The organism is Ekhidna sp. (genome assembly GCF_039940915.1).
GTDB lineage: Bacteria > Bacteroidota > Bacteroidia > Cytophagales > Cyclobacteriaceae > Ekhidna.
The window spans coordinates 866,038-882,884 of record NZ_JBDVFO010000001.1; the positions used below are offsets into that span (position 1 = coordinate 866,038).

The 16,847-nt window shown below is 42.3% G+C and carries 20 protein-coding genes; 9 read left to right on the forward strand and 11 right to left on the reverse strand.

Annotated features, from left to right (window positions below; genetic code table 11):
- Positions 1-9 precede the first annotated feature (9 nt).
- Positions 10-801 carry a PhzF family phenazine biosynthesis protein gene (locus tag ABJF57_RS03975; RefSeq protein WP_462231001.1) on the reverse strand — a complete coding sequence of 264 codons (792 nt, stop codon included), beginning with the start codon at positions 799-801 and terminating at the stop codon, positions 10-12.
- 259 nt (positions 802-1,060) lie between these two features.
- On the opposite strand from ABJF57_RS03975, the gene ABJF57_RS03980 reads away from it, so the two are divergent.
- The 3 genes from ABJF57_RS03980 (at position 1,061) to ABJF57_RS03990 (ending at position 3,228) form a co-directional block, all read left to right on the forward strand.
- On the forward strand, positions 1,061-2,158 hold the full coding sequence (locus tag ABJF57_RS03980; RefSeq protein ID WP_462230999.1) for a serine hydrolase domain-containing protein: 1,098 nt from the start codon (positions 1,061-1,063) through the stop codon (positions 2,156-2,158).
- Entirely contained in the window at positions 2,158-2,415 is a 258-nt protein-coding gene (locus ABJF57_RS03985) for a hypothetical protein (RefSeq protein ID WP_462230997.1), read from the forward strand. The genes ABJF57_RS03980 and ABJF57_RS03985 overlap by 1 nt, the downstream gene beginning before the upstream one ends.
- Before the next feature lie 381 nt (positions 2,416-2,796).
- Positions 2,797-3,228, forward strand: coding sequence for a YHS domain-containing (seleno)protein (locus tag ABJF57_RS03990; protein WP_462230995.1), 432 nt, complete (start codon positions 2,797-2,799; stop codon positions 3,226-3,228).
- A gap of 199 nt (positions 3,229-3,427) precedes the next feature.
- Here ABJF57_RS03990 and ABJF57_RS03995 read toward each other — a convergent pair whose 3' ends face one another.
- Together ABJF57_RS03995 and ABJF57_RS04000 are read right to left on the reverse strand one after the other, a co-directional pair.
- Positions 3,428-4,417 (reverse strand): hypothetical protein, encoded by a 990-nt coding sequence (locus ABJF57_RS03995; protein ID WP_462230994.1) that lies wholly within the window; start codon positions 4,415-4,417, stop codon positions 3,428-3,430.
- 138 nt (positions 4,418-4,555) lie between these two features.
- Positions 4,556-5,278: a DsbA family protein gene (locus ABJF57_RS04000; RefSeq protein WP_462230992.1), complete on the reverse strand. Its 723-nt coding sequence runs from the start codon at positions 5,276-5,278 to the stop codon at positions 4,556-4,558.
- 122 nt (positions 5,279-5,400) lie between these two features.
- Here ABJF57_RS04000 and ABJF57_RS04005 point away from each other — a divergent pair, with 122 nt between their 5' ends.
- The 4 genes from ABJF57_RS04005 to ABJF57_RS04020 all read left to right on the forward strand — a co-directional run bounded on the left by ABJF57_RS04005 (position 5,401) and on the right by ABJF57_RS04020 (position 9,396).
- Positions 5,401-5,721 carry a PadR family transcriptional regulator gene (locus ABJF57_RS04005; protein ID WP_462230990.1) on the forward strand — a complete coding sequence of 107 codons (321 nt, stop codon included), beginning with the start codon at positions 5,401-5,403 and terminating at the stop codon, positions 5,719-5,721.
- Between the two features lie 28 nt (positions 5,722-5,749).
- On the forward strand, positions 5,750-8,362 hold the full coding sequence (locus tag ABJF57_RS04010) for an ABC transporter permease (RefSeq protein WP_462230988.1): 2,613 nt from the start codon (positions 5,750-5,752) through the stop codon (positions 8,360-8,362).
- A gap of 94 nt (positions 8,363-8,456) precedes the next feature.
- Complete coding sequence (locus ABJF57_RS04015; protein ID WP_462230986.1) at positions 8,457-9,023, forward strand: RNA polymerase sigma factor; 567 nt, start codon at positions 8,457-8,459, stop codon at positions 9,021-9,023.
- Positions 9,010-9,396: a DUF6768 family protein gene (locus ABJF57_RS04020; RefSeq protein ID WP_462230984.1), complete on the forward strand. Its 387-nt coding sequence runs from the start codon at positions 9,010-9,012 to the stop codon at positions 9,394-9,396. The genes ABJF57_RS04015 and ABJF57_RS04020 overlap by 14 nt, the downstream gene beginning before the upstream one ends.
- On the opposite strand, the gene ABJF57_RS04025 is transcribed toward ABJF57_RS04020, so the two are convergent.
- Both ABJF57_RS04025 and ABJF57_RS04030 read right to left on the reverse strand, forming a co-directional pair.
- Positions 9,389-9,901, reverse strand: coding sequence for a DUF350 domain-containing protein (locus ABJF57_RS04025; protein ID WP_462230982.1), 513 nt, complete (start codon positions 9,899-9,901; stop codon positions 9,389-9,391). The genes ABJF57_RS04020 and ABJF57_RS04025 overlap by 8 nt on opposite strands.
- Positions 9,891-10,691, reverse strand: a complete 801-nt coding sequence (locus tag ABJF57_RS04030) for a hypothetical protein (protein ID WP_462230980.1) — start codon at positions 10,689-10,691, stop codon at positions 9,891-9,893. Before ABJF57_RS04030 ends, ABJF57_RS04025 begins: the two co-directional genes overlap by 11 nt.
- Positions 10,692-10,765: 74 nt before the next feature.
- Here ABJF57_RS04030 and ABJF57_RS04035 point away from each other — a divergent pair, with 74 nt between their 5' ends.
- Positions 10,766-11,236, forward strand: a complete 471-nt coding sequence (locus ABJF57_RS04035; RefSeq protein WP_462230978.1) for a BLUF domain-containing protein — start codon at positions 10,766-10,768, stop codon at positions 11,234-11,236.
- Positions 11,237-11,265: 29 nt separating this feature from the next.
- Positions 11,266-11,718 carry a DUF6265 family protein gene (locus ABJF57_RS04040; protein WP_462230976.1) on the forward strand — a complete coding sequence of 151 codons (453 nt, stop codon included), beginning with the start codon at positions 11,266-11,268 and terminating at the stop codon, positions 11,716-11,718.
- A 49-nt stretch (positions 11,719-11,767) separates the two neighbouring features.
- Here ABJF57_RS04040 and ABJF57_RS04045 read toward each other — a convergent pair whose 3' ends face one another.
- The 6 genes from ABJF57_RS04045 to ABJF57_RS04070 are packed head-to-tail and all read right to left on the reverse strand — an operon-like array spanning position 11,768 to position 16,832.
- The gene (locus ABJF57_RS04045) at positions 11,768-12,967 is read right to left on the reverse strand and encodes an MFS transporter (protein ID WP_462230974.1); all 1,200 of its coding nucleotides are present in this window, start codon (positions 12,965-12,967) and stop codon (positions 11,768-11,770) included.
- The gene (locus ABJF57_RS04050; protein ID WP_462230972.1) at positions 12,964-13,974 is read right to left on the reverse strand and encodes a glycosyltransferase; all 1,011 of its coding nucleotides are present in this window, start codon (positions 13,972-13,974) and stop codon (positions 12,964-12,966) included. The genes ABJF57_RS04045 and ABJF57_RS04050 overlap by 4 nt, the downstream gene beginning before the upstream one ends.
- A complete protein-coding gene (locus ABJF57_RS04055) occupies positions 13,971-14,705 on the reverse strand; it encodes a glycosyltransferase (RefSeq protein ID WP_462230970.1) in 735 nt (244 codons plus the stop codon). Before ABJF57_RS04055 ends, ABJF57_RS04050 begins: the two co-directional genes overlap by 4 nt.
- Entirely contained in the window at positions 14,692-15,036 is a 345-nt protein-coding gene (locus ABJF57_RS04060; protein ID WP_462230968.1) for a DUF4260 domain-containing protein, read from the reverse strand. Before ABJF57_RS04060 ends, ABJF57_RS04055 begins: the two co-directional genes overlap by 14 nt.
- A gap of 12 nt (positions 15,037-15,048) precedes the next feature.
- The gene (locus ABJF57_RS04065) at positions 15,049-16,314 is read right to left on the reverse strand and encodes an aminotransferase class V-fold PLP-dependent enzyme (RefSeq protein ID WP_462230966.1); all 1,266 of its coding nucleotides are present in this window, start codon (positions 16,312-16,314) and stop codon (positions 15,049-15,051) included.
- A gap of 38 nt (positions 16,315-16,352) precedes the next feature.
- Complete coding sequence (locus ABJF57_RS04070; RefSeq protein WP_462230964.1) at positions 16,353-16,832, reverse strand: SRPBCC family protein; 480 nt, start codon at positions 16,830-16,832, stop codon at positions 16,353-16,355.
- Between the last annotated feature and the right edge of the window lie 15 nt (positions 16,833-16,847).

Below are 16,847 nucleotides of genomic sequence, written 5' to 3' on the forward strand. Positions count from 1 at the left end.
CCATCTGGTCTAGACAACCGTAATCTCCCCAATAAGGTACGTGACGGCATTTCCTGCGATCAGCACGCGCTCTCCCAGATCGGTACAATTGAGGTACCCTTTTCGTTCAGAAAGCTGGTAGGCAATCATTTCCTTTTTACCCAACTTCTCTGACCAATACGGAATAAGTGAGCAGTGAGAAGAACCCGTCACCGGATCTTCAAATATGGAGCCTCCTGGAAAGAAAAAACGAGAGACAAAATCTACTCCATCGCCTTTTGCAGTACAAACAATGCCTCCTTTATCGAATTGCTCCGGCCTCAGTAAGCTTTCGTTAACCTTAAGCGCTCGTACTTCCGATTCGTTATCGTAAACCAATACCCAGTCCCTTGATTTTAATATTGCCTTCGGCGCAATTGAAAATGCCTTGAGCAGCGTTTGATCCATATCCGCTATTTCGGGCTTTCGAGATGGGAAGTCCAGTTGTAGCAAGGGCCCTTTTCGCTTCACGATCAGTGGGCCACTCATTGTTTCAAAGACGATCTGATCTTTCTCATAACCCATGTGATTGTAAATGACATATGCTGAAGCAAGCGTGGCATGTCCACATAAGTCTATTTCAAACTCTGCTGTGAACCATCGAAGCTCGAAAATATCTCCCTGATTCTGAAAAAAGGCCGTCTCCGACAGGTTGTTTTCAATAGCAATTTTTTGTAATACATCATCCATCGGCCATTCGTTTGCAATGGGAACAACTGCGGCTGGATTGCCCGCAAACAAATGATCTGTAAATGCATCAACTTGGTAGATTGGTAATCTCATGAGGTTTTCGCTTGTAATAAAACTGCAAACTTGACTACTAATAAGTTAAATCAATAATTGGACTTATGGGAGCATTTATTTCAGAATATTGGTACATAATCGTTTTGTCAGTGCTCGTCTTCCCTACGATTAGATTTATAAAATCAGGAAAAGATAATGACGAGGAAGCGGTTTGATTCCCAGTTTGAGTGGGAGCTGTCATTTATAAAATAAAACAGGGGCCCTTTAAACTTTTTCTACGTAAGCTTGTCTAAATACCATGCGATACCTGATAGCTGTCTTCATACCTATTTTGCTAATAGGCTGTGGTTCCTCAGCAGAACCCCTTCCTGAGGAAAAAGAACCTACGGTCTACTTTCCTCCTACTAATTCGGATGCTTGGGAAACCATAGATATAGCATCTCTCGGCTGGGATGCTTCCGTTGTCCCAACATTGGATGATTTTGTAGAGACCACCAATACACGAGCACTGCTTATTCTTAAAAGCGGGCGAATTGTCTATGAAAAATACGACGGGCAAACCCTGCTGCAAACCGCTGATTTCACGGAAGATAGCTATTGGTATTGGGCTTCCGCAGCTAAAACCTTGACTTCCTTTCTCATCGGACGTGCCGAGTCTCAGAACCTGCTTTCCTTAGACGATCCTTCTAATTTGTATTTAGGTAGTGGATGGACCAGCCTGACTAGCGAGCAAGAAGGTCTAATTACTATCAGAAATCAGTTGACAATGACCACTGGTTTAGATTACACTGTTACTAACCCTGATTGCTTCGACTCAGACTGTCTTCAATTTCTAGACGTACCTGGAAATCGGTGGTTTTACCATAACGGACCATACACCCTTTTGGGTGATGTAATTGAAGGAGCTTCAGGTAGCACATTTAATGCTTACTTCGCAGCCCAACTGGCTAACAAAATCGGAATGGACGGTTTTTGGGAGTATAATGGATATAACCATGCTTTCTACAGTCCCGCACGTAGCATGGCACGATTTGGACTGCTCATACTTGCTGAGGGTAAGTGGGATGGGACGGACGTTTTAGCAAATGATTCTTTTTATCGTGAAATGAGTAATACATCTCAAAATCTCAATCCTTCTTATGGCTATTTGTGGTGGCTCAATGGAAAGGGATCTTTTATCCCACCTGGATTAACAGCCTCAATTCCAGGTGATATCACTCCGACGGCACCTGACGAAATGTTTGCTGCAATGGGAAAAAATGGACAACTCATCAACATTGTACCTAGCCAACAGCTAGTGATTATTCGTATGGGTGACGATCCTGACGAGGGTTTGGTGCCCTTCACTTTTCAGGATGCTTTGTGGGATTTGCTTGGTGATTTAATCACGGAATAATGCGCATAACTGGACGTTTGGATGTCCAAAACCGATCAGATAACTCTGTCCTTTTTACCTCCGTTTACATAGGTATGAAATTACTCCTTTGGTTCATTCTTCTCGTGATTTGCTGGCCGCTGGCTCTTGCTATATTGTTATTTTATCCAATCATATGGCTGGTGTTGCTGCCATTCAGGATTTTGGGTTTTGCCGTGGAAGGAGTGTTTGGTTTTATCCGAGCGCTATTCATGTTACCGGCGAAGATTTTGAGCTGATATCCTAAAGAAATGCATAATAAAGATTCCAATTTATCAAGTGATTCTTCACCCACGTTCAGGAGAACACTTAGATTTTAAGTCAATGAATTCTGGATCAGAAGTCGCTCAAGGTTTAATTCCATACTGTCATGCTGAGGAACAAAGCATCTCAGGCTTAATAACTTCTAAGAATAATGAGATCCTTCGCTATGGCTCAGGATGACACTTCGATTTAAGTCAGTAATTGTTGATCAGAAGTAGTTCAAGATTTCGTGCTGTGCTTTCATGCTGAGATACGAAGCATCTATACTAGAGAAATAAGCTGGGCGTAAACTATCTTGATCGCGACATTAACATTGAGACAAGAATCCTTTGATCTTCGAATTCGTGATACTGCATATGAAAACATTAACATCTACACTAATCATCCTTCTTACCTTTTCTTCTTTCGCACAGAAAAGCAAAATCTACACGACCACTGATGGTGCCATAAAAGGGTACGATCCGGTAGCCTATTTCGTACAAGGTGAGCCCGTAAAAGGGGAAGACAAATTCACGTTTGAATGGAAAGACACTGATTGGTATTTCGGTTCGCAGGAGAATCTGGATGCCTTCAAAGAAAATCCTGAAAAATATGCACCTCAGTTTGGTGGCTATTGCGCTTATGGTGTTTCTAAAGGAGCTCTGTATAAGATTGATCCCGAAGCGTGGAAAATTGTGGAAGGCAAACTTTACCTCAACTACAGCAAAGGCATTCAAAAAAAATGGGAAGCTAACCAGACAGAATTCATCAAAGAGGCTGAGACTAATTGGCCAAAAGTGATTGAGTAAGTACTCTTTTTAGCTGCCTTGCTGAGAAACGAGGCATCTATGCTACAATGAATAAGTACGATTCTGATTCATAATGAGATCCTTCACTGAGTTCAGGATGACACTTCGATTAAGTCAGTATCAAGATTTCATACTGTGTCATGCTGAAGCATGAAGCATCTCGATCTCATACTGAATGATTGGCAATTGGTGCAACCAACTAACGTTTCCTGGCAAAAGAAGTCACAATCCCAAACTTGAAGCCTGAGACATTGGTTTCATTCACGCGATAGAAAGGAAGAGATACAGTGGTGAATATTCTTAAGTTCACCGTTGAGTTTCTATTGATCAGCAATCCCCCTCCAAAATAAGCACCAATCCCAGAGCGGGTATCATGATAATCCTGATCATATATGCTGTCTTTGATTTGCGTGTAACCATATTCCATTCCACCGTTGATGAATAGTGTCGTTCGTTTTCTGGAAATCGGGTAGGTCACACCCAAATTGATGTTTCCACTTGAAAGCTTACGATCTGGCGAACTGTGATTGATCGAGAGGTTTGAGGAGGGAAACAGCTCAAAATCGAGGTTAAAAAGTACAGTTGAAGCATCATAGGTATAGACAATTCCAAAGCCTGATAGCGTGCTCTCATTGGGGATGACTTTCCCACCTAGCATCACACCAACAAAGTGATTTACCTTGATCTGCGCCAGTTCTACACCCTGTTGATCGTATTTCGTTACTTCATCAATTTCAATGTCGGTTTTAGCCGTGCGATTGGTAAAAAACGATCTACCCAATCGGGACAGCAACGGATCCAGGTCTTGCTCAGCTGCTCCTTTGGCCATGTCGTGCCATACCTGCTCTTTACTCGTTGTTTCATAAACGCCTAGTGAAATGATGTATGTTCCTTGCAGGAAGTGAATTTCCCCGGTCATGAAATAACGCGCATTAATCTCAGTCGCTTTTGTGATGGAAGTAGCAAGGGGTTCGCGATCCAAATAGCCATTTGCACCGATTCCTTCATCGAGAATGACTGTATAATCATGGTTGTTTTCAATGTACGATTTGATCAATTTGGAAGCTGAGTATTGAAGTCCGTTCGTAGGCTCCATATTGATCAGTTCAAAGCCAGGAAAGTAAACTACTTTTTGGGCAATGCTTATTTGAATGATCAGCAAAGCAATGAGGGATAGAAACGTTTTCATCTTGGGTCAGTAATCTTTGGTTGATGCTAAGTACTAACCTGATTTAAGCTCCCCTAAGGGTTTAAAGTAAAAGTGAAAATAAAGTCGAGGCGATTAGGGGCAATCGTTTTTTGGACTGCCTAAAGCGCTTTTAGAGAATTATCCGTTCGCAAGTTCTTCTATCGTTTTTGAAATCTGGTCCTTCATTTGATCGAACGTAGCATATCCATGTGCCACCATAAACAGTTGATCTTGATGCAACAGAACAATGGTTGGATACCCCTGAACACCCCACTGGCGGTTAAGTACAAATTCATTCTGCGTATCATACCGCACCTCTTCACTTTCGAATCGAACCTTGAACTTCGTGAAATCAATGTCATGTTTTTCGCAAATGCTATGATAAAATGCAGTCTCAGCCGGATCCTCAGATTCTACATAAAACTTACGCTGAACCTCCTCAAAGAATTCCATTTCATCGTCTCCTACCAAAGGTCTTGCCGCAACTATCGAACGACAGGCAGGTTCAGTATCATAGTTGAAATCTTCGAGCTCCATCAACTTATAGCCAAAGGGTTGCCCACTCTTTTCATTTACATGTCCCCAATGTTCTTTAAGAAAGTCCTTCATCTTATCGTCCCAGGCATCTCCACCTCCTGGACGTAATCCGCCTACTACTACTCGATAACCAACTTCTTTATCCCGGTAATAATCTCTGAGTTTGATGAGGTCAGGGGAGATTCCCCAGCACCATGAGCACATGGGATCTCCGACATAAATAATTTCCGTCTTCTCCGTCAACTTATTTTGACCAATGGACTGAAGGTCGTCAAAGGAGGAAGGTGTACAAATGCCGGTTTCAGGATCGCAATATGGGTTCATTTCTCGTTCGTTCGAATATCAACAAATGGTCATCCGTTTAGGTTCTTATTTATTTTTTCTCCATTTACGAAACAAATGATTTGTAATTACGTCTCCATTTAAGAATCTAATAAAAAACGTTCATGAAAGGAACACATTTAGGGGAATTCCAAGAGATCGTAATGTTAAGTATCCTCATACTGGATGAAAATGCCTATGGTGTCACAATCCAAGAGGAAATCGATCTACGCATGAAACGCTCCATCAGTCGTGGAGCCTTGCATACCGCACTTACTCGCCTGGAAGAAAAAGGATTTATCCATTCGGACTATGGTGAGCCCACCGCAGAGCGAGGAGGAAGACGCAAGCGTTTTTACGAAGTGACCAACAAAGGACTGGACACTTTGCAAGAAGCAAAAGAACTGAGGGAAGGCATGTGGGGCCTAATTCCAAAACTCACCTAGATGATTACAAAGGACTAAACTCAAAAAAATGAAACATCCGGATTTACCGTCATTTGCTTATCGGCTCTTCAAATGGTTTTGTAAAAAACCGATTTTCGAGGAACTAGAGGGAGACCTGGAGGAGACCTTTCTCCTCAACAAAGAGAAATATGGGTTGAAAAAGGCTCGACGTATCTACACTAAAGAGGTCTTGAAAATGATTAGGCCTACGGTCATCAGCAAGCCTACGTCTGGACCGGGGTATCAGGCTGCTCTGCTGGGGAGCTATGTTACCATTTCGCTGCGAAACCTGATTCGACACAAGCTGTTCTCCTTCATCAACATTTTCAGCCTTTCAATTGCTATGTCAACGGGCTTATTGGTTATCGGTATGATCACAGATCTACTCAAGTTTGACGAGTTCCATGAACATAAGGAAGAGGTTTATCGCGTCACCTCCTCGCCCATATACCAAGGCAGAGATTTTGACGAGCGGGCAACTTCACCACTTCTTCTTGCACAGGAGATGGCTGCACAGGTTCCTGGCATTCAAATCACACAGCTGGGAAGAAAGCTTAGCGGATTATCTGAAGCAAACGATAAAAAACTTCAGGCATCTGGCATTTATGCAGACGAGCACTTTTTCGATTTCCTTACTTTCAATCTACTCAGAGGCAATGCTGCCGACGCTCTTAAAGACCCGTTTTCTGTGGTCATCAGCACCAGTTTTGCACAGAAGGTCTTTGAAGGTCTTGAACCAATAGGTGAGACCCTAACCATAGAAGGAGTAGGTACTTTCATAATCACTGGTATAGTGGCGGACCCGCCCAAATTCTCCCACATTCAATTTGAGATTATCGGTTCGTTGAGTACCGTGCATATGCTCGCCAAGCAAGGCTTGATTCATGAGTCACACGATGATTGGACCACCATGGACAACTATTACAATTACATTTACATCCCCGGCAACCTCGAAAAAGCCAGCGTTCTCAATTGGCTCAATGTAAGTGCTCCTAGTTACTATAAGAACCCAGATGAGTTCACGTCATCCTTCGCCTTGCAGCGACTGAATCAAATCCTACCGGGAAAAGATTTGAGCGATCAGATTGGGCCAAAGATGATGTTTCTGCCCATCATCATTCTGTCAGGTGTTGCCATCGCTATCTTGCTTTCTGCCATCTTCAACTACACCAATCTTTCGATGGCGCGTGCGTTAAGGAGAGCAAGAGAAGTGGGTGTGAGGAAACTCAATGGAGCCAATAGCTGGGCTGTATACCTTCAATTCACTGTGGAAGCTATTGTCTTGTCTATGTTTTCTCTGGGCTTGGGTATCCTACTTTTCCTTTTCTTGAGACCTGGATTTCTAGATGTTATTCCAAGGGCAAGCGAAGTGCTGAAACTTGAATTGACAGGTTCGCTGGTTTTTTGGTTTGGATGCTTTGCATTAGTCACGGGCCTGATCGCAGGTATGGCTCCATCGGTGTTTTTTTCAAAACTTAGTTCACTCAAAGCTCTCCGAGGTGGTGGCTCTCTCAAAGCACTTTCGAGAATCAACTTCCGAAAGGGTCTTATCATAGCACAATTCACCCTCAGCATCATTTTCATTTTGGCTTTGGTCATTACCAATAAGCAGTATTCATTCTCCATCAACCATCAGATGGGATTTGATAAAGAAAACATCCTCAACATCAGTCTCGAGGGAAATGACCCACAGCTATTAAAAACGGAGTTGATCAAATTGCCTGAAGTTTCAGCTGTCTCCTTCTCCTCTTTAATTCCAGGAGCAGGTTCCCGACACAACTTACTAATGGTCGACAGTAGAAATCAAGATTCTGTCTATGTCAGTACCATGTCGGTGGATCATACCTACATCTCCACATTGGGTATTGAGCTTGTAGCTGGAAGGCCGTTTAGACCAGAAGAAAACAAATCAAAAGAAACCTCCATCATTATTAATGAGACGTTCGTAAAAAATTTCGGTCTTGAAAGTCCTTCTGACGCTCTGGGCAAAGTTTTCACCGTTGGTGGCAACACAGTTGAAATCATCGGGGTAGTAAAAGATTTCCACTATTCTAATCTTGAAGATCCGATTTTAAGTTTTGTTTTCCGAAATAATGCGTATTTCAATCACGCAGTGGTCAAGCTCTCTACCTCAGACATATTAGCCACCATAGATCGAATCGAAGATGCATGGACTGCTGTAGACCCTTCAACCACACTGAATGCAAATTTCTTTGATGAGTACATAAAGGATTACTATCAGTTCTTGATCGATATCATGAAGATGTTTGGCTTCATCGGTTTTTTAGCTATTTCAATCAGTAGCCTAGGTTTGTTTGGGATGGCCATTTATTCTACAGAAATACGAATGAAGGAAATCGGTGTTAGAAAAACATTTGGCGCTTCGGAAAAAGCGCTGATTGTGCTTCTTTCGAAAGGATTTCTAAAATTGGTTTTTTGGGGAGCCCTCATTGGAACCCCGATCTGTTACCTCCTTTTTGACAAGGTGATACTTGCACAGGGTTACTATCGAACAGATATTACTTTTTTTGAGATTTCCATAAGCATTCTGTTTCTTCTGATCATCTGTTTCCTGGCTATCATCTCTCAAACGTGGAATGCCGCAAGGACAAACCCTGCCACTGTGCTCAAAGATGAATGACACTATGCCTCCCCACAGGCATTAGCAAATCTCTCAGTAGATTGATTGAAAATCATTGAACCTTTTTCGGTTCTGTCCGACTAAGGGTTAGTAAATGAAAACTTCAGATCAAATAATTGAGGAATGGTTGGTGATCAATTGTCAGGCTGGCGATCGCAAGGCTTTTGAACTGCTGGTAAAACGCTGGAATCCCAAAATGTTGGGTCGCGTATACCATGCAACAAAAGATGTTGCCGCTTCCAAGGATATTGTCCAAGAGGCCTGGATTGTCATCATCAAAAAAATCAAAACACTACGTGATCCTGGAGCATTTCAAGGTTGGTCCTTGAGAATTGCTACCCGCATGGCCATTGATTGGATCAGGTCCAATCAAGTCAACCGTAAAAGGGAAGAAATTCGAAAACAAGTCCAAGTCGAATTTGCTGAGAAAAGTCGTCACCCAAATGAAGAAATCTTGAATGACTTAAAAGTGGCCATCAAGCAACTTCCAGAAGAGCAACAAACGGTCATTCAACTGTTCTATCAAGAAAGCCTCTCCATAATCACAATTGGAGGTTTATTGAATTTACCAGTTGGAACCATCAAGTCCAGGCTATTCAGGGGACGGGAATATTTAAAGAGCATTTTAGAAAATAAACTGTATGAAAATGAAAAAGAATGATGAAATAGATCAGTTGATCAAGGAGGCTTTGTCAGAAGATGAGAGGGCTTTGTTTAACACGTATGATGAACAAAACATACTTCAGAAGTTTGGCGGTCTCTTTGAAGGTAAAATGAAGTGGCTCAATGGAATGAGCCTGGCGGTTCAATTTATCATGTTCGGAATTGCCGTGTACTGCGTATATCGGTTCTTCAATGCTCCGGACACAGCTGAAATGATTCAATATGGGGTTGGTGCGTTTCTTTTGATGATGGCGGTAACAGCGATTAAGTTCTTCCATTTCATGGAAATGAACAAGAATACGGTCATTCGAGAAATCAAGCGCGTAGAACTACAAGTATCCATGTTGGCAAGTAAAATGAATGCTAAATAGGCGGCAGCTCAGGATATGGAATGATTGCCTCAATCAATAGCATTACACCATCCTTCGTCAGAAGGGTGAGTGTGATTAAAATACTGCTAATAATGAGCGAAACGCCGACGTTGTTTTTTCTAATCTCTTCAAACTCATCGATGGGGGTAAGTTTGCTATACAGGAAAGTACTTATCAAACCAATTAAGACCGTTGCTGTATATGCTATGGCAATATAAATCGCTCCGGTAGCGATATATTCAAAAGCGAGGTTAAAGCTACTGGCACTCCGGTTTAGTAATCTGAAGGATGAAATCAAGGGCTGAACAATCCCGCTTATCATGATGCCTACGGAAAGGATAATGGCGGAGACGAAGATGCTATATGACAAGTTGTAGTCCTGAATTTTGTAGTACTTCCTTCCCACCCATTGCACAATTTTGTAAGTGAGCGCAAGTATGAATATGCCAATCGTAATGGCAGAAATAATTTCGACGATGGCTAGGAGTGCGATATTAGTGTTCATTGACTAGTGCGATTTTCCAGTAGTTAACATTATTTGAATTTGGAGGAAGCATCCCTATGGGCCAGCCTTTTCCAGTGGTTTCCCAAAAGTAATAGTTCTTTCCTCTGTGCTTCAGGTGATCGCCTGCCGCAGGGATATTTAGCGCAAGCATGGCATGCGCATATTCGTTGCTCACTACAATCATTGGGTCAAAACCCAACTTATCGAGCAAAGCATAAATAAGCACTGCACGCGTGTCGCAATCTCCATACAAGGAGTGCAAAAATTCATAGGGTGATAGCAAACCCAGTGCGATATTTCCAATACACGGCTTCCCGTTGTTGCTTGATTCAGCGCAATCTTTTGTACGCACGTAGCTATACGGTATGTCCTGCACGAAGGTGACGATAAGCTCTGCCAGCTCTGCACGAGAGAAGCTTTTTCTGGCTGAAATATCCTGTAAGGAATCTACTATAAAATCAATTTGCGATTTACTCTCCTCCACTAATTTCAGGTATATGCTACCCCACAAGTTTTCATATGAGTCAAGGTTGAGGATGATGTCATTTCTTTTCTTTCCAGCAGATAAGCTCGTCGCCTCCACGGATTGATAAGAAGTACAAAAGGAATGAGATTGATCTACCAGGGCCCAATCTCTTTCGTGCAAGCGATCGTTGCTCGCATTAAGTACCAGGTAATTATCCTCGCAGGTCGCTAAAGGTTCCCTCTTTTTATTCAAAAGCTCCAGGAATGTGGAGATAACCAGGAAAACCAACAACACATAAAAAACAAACTGAAAGAAGTTTTTCATTGACTAAATATCAGCAATTAGACGCACTGAAGGTAACAATTTATTAAATTCCACAAGACGACCTAACTAACCCAATGACCTACTACACAATTTATACAAGCACACCGAAAGATCAAGTGACGATGGAGACGTTGAGAGACATCACAAAGTCGGCTCAAAAAAACAATCCTGAAAAAGAAATCACAGGAATCTTGCTATGCATAGAAAATAAATTTCTTCAGTATCTGGAAGGTTCCGAAGAAAATGTAAATGAGCTTTTTGGTAAAATTTGGAAAGACTCAAGGCACCACCATGTGACACAGTGGATTAAAGGATTTTCTGACGGTCGTGTCTTTGAAGACTGGTCCATGGGATCATGGATGCTTACGAACGATGAGCTCAAAAATTTACCTGCACTCTCTGATCTTAAAAGATTTCTGGAAGACCCATTAACGAGCGAGTTAAAATCAGCCAAATTCATTACAATGATGAATGACCTATTAAAAACCTGGATCGCACATGAACCAGAAAGACTGAAAAAAATGCGTGATGAATTGTCCAATTAACTCATCACAATCGTCATAAGATAAAAAACATGAAGAAGTTACACCTAGCCCTAATTGCATTTACACTTACATGTCTCTCCTCCTTTGGTCAACAATCCACACCCTATAGCTGGCTAGCCGGTACCTGGACTGGAGATGGTTTTGGAGGTACTTCCGAAGAAATTTGGTCTGAGCCATCCGAAGATGGAACAATGATGGGGGTTTACCGTCATCACAAAGGAGATGGAAACCTCAATTTTTATGAATTCATGGTCATGGATAGCACTGGACTGAAGCTCAAGCATTTCACCCCTGAGATTGTCTCCTGGGAAACCAAGGAAGACTTTGTTCACTTTGAGTTAATCGAGTTTACAGAAAACAAAATAATCCTCAAAGGCTTGGTTTTCGAGTTGAAATCTGATAATGAGCTTGAGATAAAACTGGATCTAAAAAATGGGGACAAGCAATGGACAGAGGTTTTTACAATGACCCGCCTGAACTAAAAACAAGAAGCTTTTTCGCTGTTATAATCTTGAGATTTTCAGAGAAACGTCATAGGTCAATTTTAATCTGTTTTTCATTTGGGTTTTTATCTTCTTTGCTTAATGCGTACAAGCCCAATGCCGGACCAATTGCCAAAATGACCCACACGTACTCCAAGGGTATATAGTTTAGTACCGTGCTAATTAGCTGAATACTCAAAATGGTAATGATGAATCCAATGCTGTTGGTAATGGTCAAGGCCGAGCCTCGTATTTCTGGGTCTACATGAAATGCTACTAAAGCAGAAAGCAAAGGAGAATCTATGATCACCGCCCATCCCCAAAAAATCAAGAAACCAATGAAGAGATACGTTGGTGCGTGAAACATCAGTGGCGAAAAAAGACAGCAAAGCCCTGAAGCGGCGAGCGCTACAACGATCAATTTTTTTTCACCAAACCTGATGCTAAGAAACCCTCCAATGATACATGCCAGGCTTCCCATCCCTATGATCAGAAAAGCCAGAAAAGGGACATTAATGTCTACATCCTGTGCTTTTCCATAGGTTAAGAGCATTAAAGGGACAAAGGCCCAAAATGTATAGAGCTCCCACATATGTCCAAAGTAGCCGAGTGACGCTGCTTTAAAATTGGAATTTCCATACGCTTTTACAATGTTCCTAAAGTCGCCTTTCTTTCCGGGTCTTCTGTAGGGTCCCGGTTTTACGAAAAGGAAAATCATACTCCCTCCAACGACGGCAAGTGTAGAGGTGGCATAAAGTACCGATTTCCAAGAAAAAGCAGATAAGAACCCACTTATCAAATGGGGGAAAGCCGTTCCAAGTACCAAAGCTCCTACTAAGAGGCTCAAAGCTTTCCCAAGTCCTCTTGCAAAGTAGTCGGAAGCGATTTTCATACCTACAGGATAGATCCCAGCCAGAAAGAAGCCAGTAAAGAACCGAAAGGTTAAAAGCATGGAAAAGCTTATGCCATCGATCACAATGAGCACATTGAATACCGATCCGAAAAGAGCGCTTATGAAAAATACCGCCGAGGGGTTGTAGCGATCTGAGATGGTGAAGAAGGCATATGAAAGCGTCCCTACGATAAACCCTAGCTGCACCGAAGAAGTAATGGAGCCCAGATCTGAGTTTTCTAGCCCCCAGGATTGCATTAAGTCCGGCATCACCGCATTTCCAGCAAACCACAGAGTGGTACATAAAAATTGAGCTATGACAATGATAGGGAGCGTATACTTCGCAGGAACATTCATGCAAAAAACCAAAAATCTTCAGCCGGTTTTTTACCCCAAGTCAGCAATAGCTTGCGAATGATTTTTTTGTCTTCGGGAGAAGCAACAACAACTAAAATCTGCGGATTCTCAATATATGGCATCTCTTTAAAGTGTTGCATTTTTATACCATAAATATCTTTTCCTACTTTTCGTTCATTGTCACAAACCCAATGAAACGTATCTTCTTCATCTAATAAAAGTTTAGCTAAATCCTTTCCATTTTTCCCTGCTCCCCAAAGCACTAGCGGACGGTCACGATTTCTGTCTATCTGATAGAAGTAGCGTAGCTTCATATCAAAATATCGATTGTCCTTATACTCTTCCCATGTGCGAGAAATTCGATCCGCACGATCACGCCAATAGTGCAGTACTTTATCAATTCCATGAACCTCCAAACCTTTCTGATAAAAGCGAAAACATAAATCATAATCCTCAGGGTACACTTCCGGATTGAACCCATCCACCGAATCAAAGTCGTCCTTATGGATGATCCAGCAATGCGAAGGAATTACACATTCCTGATAAATCTCCTGATAATGATATCCATGCTTAGCTACAGCATTCAACCATCTTTCATATCTGCGAAAGCCATCCCCCACCTCGCCTTTGTCTACAAAGTGTTCCGTGCCTCCGGCTATTATGTGTCCCTTCCCGTATTTCAACCATTCCTGCACCAAGACTTCCAGCTTATCATCAGGCATGTAATCATCAGAGTCCATGCGGTTGATCAGCTCTCCCTTGGCTTGGGCATAGCCTTCTTTCAGTGATGGAATAAGCTTAGGCCTTCTGCTGTGTACAACTTTTATTCTGTCGTCTTTGTCAGCATACCAATTGAGAATGTCTGGCGTGCGATCGGAAGAATGGTCATTTATCGCAATCAACTCCCAGTTTTTGTAGGTCTGCCGAATAATGGAATCGATGCACTTGGGTAAGTATGGGGCAGTATCCTTAGCTGCCATTATGATAGATACGAGTGGCTGGTTCATCTATTGTTTAGGTTTTTGCTCCAGTATTTATTGGCATAGCCGGAGACAGGTAGTCCTAAATTAAAACGAATAAACATATTGAAGTCAAACCAGACCACTTTAAAAAACCCATGTTCATTAAATCTGCGTGGCGATGTTCTGATTCCCGGCTTTATTAACGCCAACTTTCCTTGCTTTCGAAGCGCTTTGCATAAGTATGCCGCCTCCATCAAAGCTTCTGCAGGCACTCCGCTTATGAGATTAAGCGTCGCCTTTCTGGCAAAAATGGCCTGATCACCATAGTACGCTTTATCCAATCGATAGCGAATGCGGTTGACCAATGTAAGTATCGAAAGCTTGACGTCTGGTTTGCGAAAGGCAAATTCAAAGGCTCCTCCTACTACCTCCTCATTTTCCAGAGCTTTCACAATGGACAAGTCAAAATGCTTCGGTAGCAGCGTGTCGGCATCCAGAAACAAGACTAAGTCACCAGAAGCTTTCTCCAGGCCGTAGTTCAAGCTTTGATACTTTTTAAGTACAAACTCCGGTTTGCTAAAAACCAGAATCTCAGTGTCCTGAATGCTCTCCATTGTCCCATCATCACTCCCAGAATCGACGACTATAAATTCCATCCGCTCAGGGTGAGCCGATTGGCTATTCGTATATTCAATCGTCTGATTAAGGTTTGCAACCTCATTGAGGGTAGGAATTACAATAGAGATCAAACTGTCGCCTTTCTTATAGGTTGCCAAGATGCGTGTGTTTGAAGTTATCATTAAACTTCAAGCCATACCCCAAGATTCGATCCATGCTGGCGTGTCCGAAGAGAATAACCCCAGCTAGCTGCAACTCTGGAATTCTCCACCAAAAGCCTAAGAAGCCGACGATCAGCGCTATGCCTTTGTGATGGAATAGATTATATGTAGTCGCTCCCAAACCAGGGTTTACGAGGTAGCCGAGCATCCCAATATCCGGAGTAAGTATGAATATCAAATAAACCCACCATGAATAATCAAGGAAACTGAAGAGATAAATGGACAGTAGAAACATGGCGAGTTCTTCCAGTTTGATAAGGTTTTTCATGTCATGAGTTGGTTAAACAATGGATTTAATTCCGTCCAATAAAATATCTAGTTCGCTTGTCAGATTATACAGGCTAGGTGTCACACGAACCACTTCATCTTCCTCCAGATAGCGAATGACGGTAAACACTTTTGCTTTATCGTAAAGCTTGGCAATTACTTCCTTCGTTTCCATTCCATCTACCTTGAAACTGGCAATTGCACAGCTTCTGGCCGGATCCGATGGTGTGGTGATCTTCACTCTCGGAATCTCCCTGGCCCGAGTTGTCCAATAGTTTTGAAGGTATCGGAGGCGTTTCTCTTTAGCAGGTATGGTAATCGTTTCATTAAATGCCAAAGCCTCTGGAATGGTAAGGACTGTTGGTACAGCCAATGTTCCAAAATGCCCCAGCTTACGAATATCATTTTCATCTTCTCCACTGTCCCCAAAGAGTGGGTTTAAATCCTTCACTCGATTCTTGTTGACATAGAGTAGACCCACACCCAGCGGATTGCCAAACCACTTGTGCAGGTTTACGCCTACAAAATCAGCACCCAATTCCTTTAGCTTAAAATCTATCTGCGCAAAGCTGTGCGCTGCATCCACTATTATTTCTATGCCTTTTGGCTTCAAGCGGTCCGCAATCTTTTTGACTGGCATGATCTGACCGGTTAGATGAATCATGTGCGTGAGTAAAATGCCTTTCGTTTTTGGCGTAACTGCCTGCTCATAGCATGCCAAAATCTCTTCATCATTTTCTGGTAGCACCGGGGTTTTTATCCGCTTGATTTTGATGCCTTTCTGTTTTTCCAGCATCTCAAAGGTCTCAATCATGCTGAAGTAGTCTTGGCCGGAAAGGATGACTTCATCCCCTTGCTGCCAATCCAACCCCTGAATGGCTATGTTCAAAGCTTCGGTCGCATTGCGTGTGATCAAAGCTTCTTCTGGGAGGATTCCGGCAAAGTTCGAAAGATCCCCAACTATGGTCCTAATCTCACTGCTATATTTTGTCCTCAAGTATCGCGAGGAGTTAACGTTGACACGTTCAATGTTTTGGATATAAGCTTTGTAAACTGGTAAGGGCTGCACACCAAAGTAGCCATTCTCCAGATTCACAAAATCCTTTGGAACATCATAAAAGTCCCGCCTAAACTTCTTCCAAAATTTCTCCTCCGTTGTAAAATCTTGCTTAAAGAGATCGTGGTACTCAGAAATGCCAGGGCTAGCAGGTTTGGCAGAGATGAATGGAAGGCTAGCCATTCCCATACCAAGGCCTTTTAATACTTTTCGACGATCCATTTCTTTGCGTTTAGGTCACAACCATCAATAAAGATAAGCTACTCGCCAAACATTCTTTTCAATGCTTCCACTCGATATTCAAAAATTCCCTTAAGCTGCTTCTCCACAAACATGAATTGAGCTAGATGTCCCAAAAAACCGAAAGGGATTTTATAGGAAACCTTATCCGTCATTAAAACGCCTTTTTCATTCTCCACAAAGTGGTGCTCATGATGCCACATGCTGTAGGGTCCAAATCGTTGCTCATCCACAAAGAACTTGCCATCATCTACATGGGTAATTTCTGTTACCCAGTTAGTTTTTACCCCAGGAACCGGTGATAGTTTATAGGTGATGATCTGTCCAGCGCACATCTTCGCTGACGCCTCAGAAGTTATCCTAAATCCCATATGTTCAGGAGTGATTTTTGCCAGGTTTTCCGGTGATGAAAAAAAATCCCATGCTTCAGACAACCCAATTGGCAATTGCTGCATTACTGTTAATGTATAGATGCCGGAATGCTTTTTGATTTCAATCATACTCTGTAAAACACG